Genomic DNA, 8,501 nt, shown 5'->3' with positions numbered 1-8,501 from the left:
GACGCCCGCTGTCCTGAGGCGGGCCGGCCGGTCGTTGCGGCCTCGTGCGCACGGAGACTCAGGGAGCGGTGGGGCAGTGACCACGGCGACTTCGATCTGCGGCCGCCGACGAGTTCGCCGCGACCAACAAGCCGCGTCAGTGAGGTGACGCCCGCTGTCCTGAGGCGGGCCGGCCGGTCGTTGCGGCCTCGTGCGCACGGAGACTCAGGGAGCGGTGGGGCAGTGGGGCGGCGCCTGCGCGAACCGCGCGCGCCCGGCCGACGCGGGCCGCCGACCTACGCGGGCCGCCGTCGACCGGGGCGGGCGGCCGTCGACCGGGGCGGGCGGCCCGGCCCGTGTGCGCGAGGACGTCCCACCCGGCTGGCGTGTCCGGTACCCGCTCCCCTCAAGGGCCGGGCCGGTGGCCGGAACGGCCCGGGCGCACCCGTACGAGGCGTTCCCCGGCCTGGCGAACGGAATTGGGCGCCGGACGCCGGGCACGGACGCCGCGAACCCCGCCCGGCGGGCAGCCGGCGCTCCCCAGCGGACCCGAACCGCCCTGTCGGGGCGTCCCGGACCCCGCCCCCACCTGTCGGCGGACCTGCATCGCCCCCCTCCCCGGCACACAGGCGCGATCCGCCCGTACTCACCTGGTGGACGCCCCCTTGACGGGCGCTCGGGGCGGATCGACACTCGACGCGGGAATCCTAGTGGACAGGTAGGGAAACAATGAGGCGACGGGAGCCGATCACCGGCCGAGCGAGCCGCGCGGTCTGGTCGTCGCCTCTTCTCACCTCCCGCCGTCACATCGACCTGCAGCGCGTCTGCAGCGCGATCAGGTCCCAGGGCTGAGCCGGGCCTCGTCCCCGCGCCCAGCCGCACCGGCGGTGTCCCACGGACACGGCCCGACCCGGCGCGCGTGACCAGGTCCGACCCCTTCGACGTCGCATCCGCCGCGCGCACGTCCTCAGTGCGCCCCGCCCCGGGGAGAGTCATGTCCGTCACACCTGTGGCCGCCGCCCACCCGTCCGCCCGGCCCGCGCCCGCCTTCCGGGGCCGGATCGGCCGGGACGCGCGCAGCGGCCACTACGCCGTGCCCCGCCGCTACCGCCTGCACCTGGCGGCGGCCGACCCCGACTGTCTGCGCATCGCCGTCACCCACAGCCTCCTCGGCCTGGACGAGGCCTGCCCGGTCACCTTCCTGCCGGCCGTCCCCGACTGCCCCGACGGCGGCCACTCGGCGCTGCGCCCCCTGTACGACGCCAGCGCGCACCGCTACACCGGGCCGGCGCTGGCCCCGGTGCTCAGCGACGACTGGTCGGGACGCATCGTCAGCAGTCACGGGCCCGACATCGCCCGTGACCTCGCCCGCAGGTTCGGCGGCGGGCGGCCCACGCTGTACCCGTGCGGCGCCGAGTCACAGATCGAGGCCGTCGAGCGGATGTGCGCGCAGGGAATCGAGGAGGCCGCCCAGCGGGCCGGAGCGGCCGACGCCGACGAGCGGGAGCGCGCCGCCGCCCTCGAGACGCTGCTCGGCACACTCGGCGTGCTGGAGCGCGGACTGGGTGCCCACGCGCATCTGGTCGGCGATCAGATCACGGCGGCCGACGTCGAGTTGTGGGTTGCGCTGGTCCAACTCGACACCGTGCACCGCCACCACCTCGACGCGGACGCCGTGCACCGCGTCGCCGGCCACCCCGTCCTGTGGGCCTACGCCCGCCGGCTGGCCGCTCACCCGGCCTTCGGCGCGCACCTGGACCTGGACGCCATCGCCCGCCGCCACCACGCCCGTTGCCAGGGCCTGGAGGCCGCCGGCGCGGCTGTCCAGATCCTGGACTGGGCGACCCACGCTGCGGACGTCGTCGAGGTCCGGTCGCAGGTCAACCGCCCCTGAGCAGAGTCCAGTCCGTGGACCGGACGTTGACATTCGTTCGACCGACTGTCTTACTTACGGACCAGAACGGTCATGAGCGTCAGCGACAAGCCCTGGCTTGCTGACCGGCAACCCTCGCTCCGCGGTGGGGTGCCCCAGGTGACGACCGGACCGACGTTTCGGTGACGACGTATCGGTAAGCGCGAGGGCCCCCACGGGCCGCGAGAGTGACGGAGAAGGACATGTACGCAGCCCATCGGACGGCGCCCCGCCGCCCTCTGGGCTGCGTACGGCCGTACCTCGACATCCTGGTCGCCGACCGCGCCGTCGACCTGCTGCGTGTGAACAGCGCGCTGTGTACCGCACCGGGCCGTGCCCGCCGCCGGGGCTGAACCCAGCCTTCGCCCCGCCTCGCGCTCCTGACGGACACCGCCCGAGCGGTGTCCCGTTGCCCGCCCCACCCCGGTCCTCGTCACGCCTCCGCGCACCGTGCCCATGCGCTCCCGCAGCGGTCCCCGCCGCCCGCGGAGCGCCAGGGGCCGCCCACGCCCGCTGTGACCCGGGGTGTCCGACTCCCGCCGGAGCCCTCCATGAGTGAACCCCCAGGCGCCGTCATCCTCGCCGAGACCGCGCCCGCCGTCGACATCCCGTCGGACAAGCCGACGGCCCAACGCGTCCAGCCGCTGCGCCGGCCGGGCCGCTGGATCGCCACCGCCGTGGTCATGGTCCTGGTGGCGCAGTTCGCCCACGGACTGATCTCCAACCCCTTCTACCAGTGGGACCGCTTCGGCTACTGGTTCCTGCGGCCCGTGATCCTCGACGGGCTGCTGATCACCCTGGAAGTGGCCGCCTACAGCGCGGTGCTGGGCCTCCTCGGCGGCATCCTGCTCGCCCTCGCCCGGCTCTCCAGAAGCCCCGTGCTGCGCGCGGTCAGCTGGACCTACGTCTGGGCGCTGCGCTCCATCCCGCTGATCGTGGTGCTGCTCTTCCTCTACAACTTCAGCGCTCTGTACCAGACTTTGAGCGTGGGCGTTCCCTTCGGCCCCGCGTTCTTCCGCTTCGACGAGTCCCGGCTGGCCACCGACATGGTGATCGCCGTCGTCGGCCTCAGCCTCAACGAGGCGGCCTACGCCGCCGAAGTGGTCCGCGGCGGCATCCTCTCCGTCGACCAGGGCCAGCACGAGGCGGCCGCCGCGCTGGGCCTCCCCAAGCGCTACCAGTTCTGGAAGATCGTCTTCCCGCAGGCCCTGCGGTCGATCACCCCGAACTACGTCAACCAGCTGATCGGCCTGGTCAAGTCCACGTCCCTGGTGTTCTACGTGTCGCTGCTCGACCTGTTCGGCACCGCGCAGACCATGGGAGCGACCTACCCCGGCGACATCGTGCCGCTGCTGCTGGTCGTCACCGTCTGGTACCTGATCCTGACCAGCCTCGTCTCCGTCGCCCAGTTCTACGTCGAACGGCACTACGCCCGGGGCGCCACCCGGTCCCTGCCGCCGACGCCGTTGCAGAAACTGCGGGCCGGTCTCACCGACCTGCGGACCCGCATCCGCCGGGAGGCCGCCGTATGACCGCCGAGACCGTGCACCGCGCGGGGAGCGCCGCCACCGCCGGGATCGTGCCCGCCGCCGTCGAGGTGCACGACGTGCACAAGTGGTACGGCGCCCACCGGGTGCTGGACGGGGTGAGCCTGACCGTGCGGCCCGGCGAGGTCACCGTGATCCTCGGCCCGTCCGGCTCCGGGAAGTCCACCCTGCTGCGGGTCATCAACCACCTGGAGAAGCCCGAGGTCGGCTACGTCAGCGTCAACGGCGAGCCGATCGGGGTGCGCCGGCACCGCGACCGGCTGCGCGAGCTGAGCGAGCGGGCCATCCTGGCCCAGCGCGGGCGGATCGGGTTCGTCTTCCAGAACTTCAACCTCTTCCCGCACCTGACGGTGCTGGACAACGTCGCCGCCGCGCCGGTCGCCACCGGGAAGCTCCCCAAGTCCCGGGCTCTGGACCTCGCCCGCGAACTCCTCGGCCGGGTGGGCCTGGCCGACAAGGCCGCCGCCTACCCGAGGCAGTTGTCCGGCGGACAGCAGCAGCGGGTCGCCATCGCCCGCGCCCTCGCGCTGCGCCCCGGCGTCATCCTCTTCGACGAGCCGACCTCCGCGCTCGACCCGGAGCTGGTCGGCGAAGTCCTCGCCGTCATCAAGGACCTGGCGACCAGCGGCACCACGCTCGTCGTCGTCACCCACGAGGTCGGCTTCGCCCGTGAGGTCGCCGACCAGGTCGTCTTCCTCGACGGAGGCCGGATCGTCGAACAGGGCCCGCCCAGCGAGGTCCTCGACAGGCCCCGGCACGAGCGGACCCGCGACTTCCTCAGCAAGGTGCTCTGACACCGACGCCCCCACGGCCTCCCCCCACGCGACCACCACTCACCCAGTCAGCAAGGACGGACGACCATGCCTGCCCACTTCACCCGACGCAGCCTGATCCGCGGCATCACCGCGGCGACCGCGGTCGCCACTCTCGCCACCGGGCTCGCCGCCTGCGGTGGTGACAGCGAGGCCGCCGCCAAGACCGACACCGCCGGCAGCGTGACCATCGGCCGGGTGTCCAACGGCGCCGCCAAGGAGACCGCCCTCAAGGTCTCCGAGGTCGAGTCCATCAGCGCGGAACTGCCCGCCGACGTCAGGAAGAGCGGCAAGCTGGTCATCGGCAGCGGCAGCCTGCCGTCAGGCTCCGCCCCGCTGGACTTCGTGGGCGACGACCAGAAGACCCAGACCGGCTCCGAGCCCGACCTCGCCCGCCTGGTCGCCGCGGTGCTCGGTCTGAAGCCGGAGATCAAGAGGTTCACCTGGGAGAACCTCTTCGTCGGCATCGACGGCGGCAAGGTCGACGTGGCCTTCTCGAACGTCACCGACACCGAGGAGCGCAAGAGGAAGTACGAGTTCGCCTCCTACCGACAGGACAACCTCGCCTTCGAGAAGCTGAAGTCCAGTGACTTCACGTTCGACGGCAAGTACGAGAGCCTCGCTGGCAAGACCGTCGCGGTCGGCTCGGGCACCAACCAGGAACGCATCCTGCTGGAATGGCAGAAGAAGCTGCAGGCCGAGGGCAAGAAGCTCGTCGTCAAGCACTTCCCCGACAGCAACGGCACCTACCTGGCGCTCCAGAGCGGCAAGATCGACGCCTACTTCGGGCCCAACCCGTCGCTCTCCTACCACATCACCCAGTCGGCGGGCACGAACAAGCCGACCGCCAACGCGGGCACCTTCTCCGGCGCCGGCGAGTCGCTCCAGGGCCTGATCGCCGCCACCGCCAAGAAGGACAGCGGCCTGGCCAAGCCGCTCGCGGACGCCATCAACCACCTGATCGAGAACGGGCAGTACGCCAAGTGGCTCGCCGCCTGGAACCTGTCCAACGAGGCCGTCGCCAAGGCCGAGGTCAACCCGCCCGGGCTGCCGCTGACGGACTCCTGATCCGACTCACCCGGCCCGGCCCGGAACCGCAAGCCGAGCGACAGGGACAGGAAGGGCTCCGCCTCCATGGCTTCCCCGTTCGACCTCCGCGGAGGCGGAGCCCGCACCGCCGCGCGCCCGCGCCCGCCGGCCGACGCCGTGCGGGCAGCGCCACCGGCCGGCCCGTCCGCCTCGGTACGCGTCGCCCGCCCGCCGTCCGCCCGTCGTCCGGGTGCGCACGGCGGGAACAACGGCCGAGGCCGGGGCGTTCCTGCTCATGACGCGATGTGTGAGGCGCCGCCCGGCGCCGAGAAGGGGGAGGTGGCGGTCGTGACGCGGATACGCAACGCCGTGCGCCTCCACTCCCGGCCCCACATCGACCTCCAGCGCGTGGCCGGCGCGCTCTGTTGCTCCTGAACCGTCCCCCTCCGCCCCGCCCCCCTGTCGTGTGGGGGCCGGCGCTTTCCCACGGACCTCCAGGAAGGCACCCTCGTGTCCTCGACCCCCTCCTCACCTCTGCACCTCGCCGTCGCCTTGGACGGCACGGGCTGGCACCCCGCCTCGTGGCGCGAGCCCGTCGCCCGCCCCCGTGAACTGTTCACCGCCGCATACTGGGCCGACCTGGTCGCCGAGGCCGAGCGCGGTCTGCTCGACTTCGTGACCATCGAGGACGGCCTGGGCCCGCAGTCCTCCCACTTCCTGGACCCGGACGACCGCACCGACCAGGTCCGCGGCCGCCTCGACGCCGTCCTCATCGCCTCCCGCGTCGCGCCGCTCACCCGGCACATAGGTCTGGTGCCGACCGTGGTGGCCACGCACACCGAGCCGTTCCACATCTCCAAGGCGATCGCCACCCTCGACTACGTGAGCTCCGGCCGCGCGGGTCTGCGCGTCCAGATCACCGCCCGTCCCACCGAGGCAGCCCACTTCGGCCGCCGCACGATCCCCCGCATCCGGGCCTACGACGACCCGGCCACCCAGGACCTGGTGGCCGAACTGTTCGACGAGGCCGCCGACCACGTCGAGGTCGTGCGCCGCCTCTGGGACAGCTGGGAGGACGACGCGGAGATCAGGGACGCGGCCACGGGCCGCTTCATCGACCGCGACAAACTGCACTACATCGACTTCGAGGGCCGCCACTTCAGCGTCAAGGGCCCCTCCATCACCCCGCGCCCGCCCCAGGGCCAGCCCCTGGTCACCGCCCTCGCCCACGACACCGTCCCCTACCGCCTGGTGGCCCGTGCCGCCGACGTCGGCTACGTCACCCCGCACGACGCCGACCAGGCGCGGGCGATCATCGCCGAGATCCGCGCCGGACAGGAGACGGCGGGACGCGCGGCCGAGCCGCTCCACGTCTTCGCCGACCTGGTCGTCTTCCTCGACGACGACCCGGCCGAGGCCGCCGCCCGCCGTGACCGGCTCGACTCCCTCGCCGGCGAGGAGTACCACAGCGACGCGCGCGTGTTCACCGGGACGCCCGCCCAACTCGCCGATCTGCTCCAGGAGTTCCAGGCCGCCGGGCTGACCGGGTTCCGGCTGCGGCCCGCCGTCGCCGGTCACGACCTGCCCGCCGTCACCCGCGGCCTCGTCCCCGAACTGCAGCGCCGCGGGGCCTTCCGCCGCGCCTACGAGCACGACACGCTGCGCGGACTGCTCGGCCTGTCCCGCCCCGCCAACCGCTACGCCGCCCCGGCCCACGCCTGAGCGGGAGGGAGACCCCACCATGAGCAGGCCCCGCAAGCAGATCCACCTCGCCGCCCACTTCCCCGGCGTCAACAACACCACCGTGTGGAGCGACCCGCAGGCCGGCAGCCACATCGAGTTCAGCTCCTTCGCCCACTTCGCGCGGACCGCCGAACGCGCCAAGTTCGACTTCCTCTTCCTCGCCGAGGGCCTGCGCCTGCGCGAACAGGGCGGCAAGATCTACGACCTGGACGTGGTCGGCCGCCCCGACACCTTCACGGTCCTCGCCGCCCTCGCCGCCGTCACCGAGCACCTCGGCCTGACCGGCACCATCAACTCCACCTTCAACGAGCCCTACGAGGTGGCCCGCCAGTTCGCCAGCCTCGACCACCTCTCCGACGGCCGCGCCGCCTGGAACGTCGTCACCTCCTGGGACGCCTTCACCGGCGAGAACTTCCGCCGCGGCGGCTTCCTCCCGCAGGACGAGCGGTACGCGCGGGCCAAGGAGTTCCTCGCCACCACCGGCGAGCTCTTCGACTCCTGGCGGGGCGACGAGATCGTCGCCGACCAGGCCACCGGCACGTTCCTGAGCGACGCCAAGGCCGGCGCCTTCGTCCACGAAGGCCGCCAGTTCGACATCCACGGCCGGTTCAACGTCCCGCGCAGCCCCCAGGGCCGCCCGGTGATCTTCCAGGCCGGCGACTCCGACGAGGGCCGTGAGTTCGCCGCCTCCAGCGCCGACGCGATCTTCAGCCGGTACGCCGAACTCGACGCCGGGCAGGCCTTCTACACCGACGTGAAGTCCCGCCTTGCCAAGTACGGCCGCCGCGCCGACCAGCTGCTGATCCTGCCCGCCGCCAGCTTCGTCCTGGGCGACACCGACGCGGAGGCCGCGGAGATCGCCCGGGAGGTGCGCCGCAAGCAGGTCAGCGGCGCGACCGCCCTGAAGCACCTGGAGTTCGTCTGGAACCGGGACCTGTCCGGCTACGACCCGGAGGGCCCGCTTCCCGACGTCGACCCGGACCTCGGCGAGCACCACATCGCGCGCGGCCGGGCCCAGGTCCGCATGTACCGCGACCCGCTGACCACCGTCCGCGAATGGCGTGAGCTCGCCGAGGCCAACGGCTGGTCGATCCGGGACCTGGTCATCGAGACCGGCACCCGGCAGAACTTCGTCGGCTCACCCCAGACCGTCGCCCGGACGATCGACGACTACGTCCAGGCCGACGCCGCCGACGGCTTCATCCTCGTCCCGCACATCACCCCCGGCGGCCTCGACGAGTTCGCCGACAAGGTCGTGCCGCTGCTCCAGGAACAGGGCGTCTTCCGCACCGAGTACGAGGGCCCCACCCTCCGCGACCATCTCGGGCTGGCCCACCCCGACGCCGCCGACACCGAACGGGCGGCGTCCTGACGCCCTCGGCGGCGGCCTGACCCCGCCCCCGCCCCGGCCTCGTGCCGCCCCGCCGGCCCGCCCCGTCGGCGTGACCCGGTGCGGCCGGGGCCGTCACCATCCCCCGG

Annotated in this window: 9 protein-coding genes and 1 riboswitch; all 9 genes read left to right on the top strand. The window is 72.9% G+C overall.

What is annotated here, in order from left to right:
- The first annotated feature begins 708 nt into the window (after window positions 1–708).
- The 9 genes from ACFVYK_RS24645 to ACFVYK_RS24605 all read left to right on the top strand — a co-directional run bounded on the left by ACFVYK_RS24645 (window position 709) and on the right by ACFVYK_RS24605 (window position 8,394).
- Window positions 709–831, top strand: coding sequence for a putative leader peptide (locus ACFVYK_RS24645; protein WP_389777723.1), 123 nt, complete (start codon window positions 709–711; stop codon window positions 829–831).
- 142 nt (window positions 832–973) lie between these two features.
- A complete protein-coding gene (locus ACFVYK_RS24640; protein WP_389777721.1) occupies window positions 974–1,873 on the top strand; it encodes a glutathione S-transferase C-terminal domain-containing protein in 900 nt (299 codons plus the stop codon).
- Window positions 1,874–1,941: 68 nt separating this feature from the next.
- Window positions 1,942–2,061, top strand: a riboswitch (SAM riboswitch).
- 33 nt (window positions 2,062–2,094) lie between these two features.
- Entirely contained in the window at window positions 2,095–2,244 is a 150-nt protein-coding gene (locus tag ACFVYK_RS24635; protein ID WP_389777719.1) for a hypothetical protein, read from the top strand.
- 198 nt (window positions 2,245–2,442) lie between these two features.
- On the top strand, window positions 2,443–3,423 hold the full coding sequence (locus ACFVYK_RS24630; protein ID WP_389777717.1) for an amino acid ABC transporter permease: 981 nt from the start codon (window positions 2,443–2,445) through the stop codon (window positions 3,421–3,423).
- Window positions 3,420–4,232, top strand: a complete 813-nt coding sequence (locus tag ACFVYK_RS24625) for an amino acid ABC transporter ATP-binding protein (RefSeq protein WP_389777715.1) — start codon at window positions 3,420–3,422, stop codon at window positions 4,230–4,232. The genes ACFVYK_RS24630 and ACFVYK_RS24625 overlap by 4 nt, the downstream gene beginning before the upstream one ends.
- Before the next feature lie 66 nt (window positions 4,233–4,298).
- A complete protein-coding gene (locus ACFVYK_RS24620) occupies window positions 4,299–5,318 on the top strand; it encodes an ABC transporter substrate-binding protein (protein ID WP_389777714.1) in 1,020 nt (339 codons plus the stop codon).
- Between the two features lie 66 nt (window positions 5,319–5,384).
- The gene (locus tag ACFVYK_RS24615) at window positions 5,385–5,714 is read left to right on the top strand and encodes a putative leader peptide (protein ID WP_389777712.1); all 330 of its coding nucleotides are present in this window, start codon (window positions 5,385–5,387) and stop codon (window positions 5,712–5,714) included.
- A 75-nt stretch (window positions 5,715–5,789) separates the two neighbouring features.
- On the top strand, window positions 5,790–7,001 hold the full coding sequence (locus ACFVYK_RS24610; RefSeq protein WP_389777711.1) for an LLM class flavin-dependent oxidoreductase: 1,212 nt from the start codon (window positions 5,790–5,792) through the stop codon (window positions 6,999–7,001).
- Window positions 7,002–7,020: 19 nt separating this feature from the next.
- On the top strand, window positions 7,021–8,394 hold the full coding sequence (locus ACFVYK_RS24605) for an NtaA/DmoA family FMN-dependent monooxygenase (protein ID WP_389777710.1): 1,374 nt from the start codon (window positions 7,021–7,023) through the stop codon (window positions 8,392–8,394).
- Window positions 8,395–8,501: the final 107 nt, after the last annotated feature.

Source organism: Streptomyces sp. NPDC058291 (assembly GCF_042880855.1).
Taxonomy (GTDB): domain Bacteria; phylum Actinomycetota; class Actinomycetes; order Streptomycetales; family Streptomycetaceae; genus Streptomyces.
Note: the sequence above shows the minus strand (reverse complement) of the source record. Positions and strands in the feature narration are given on the sequence as shown.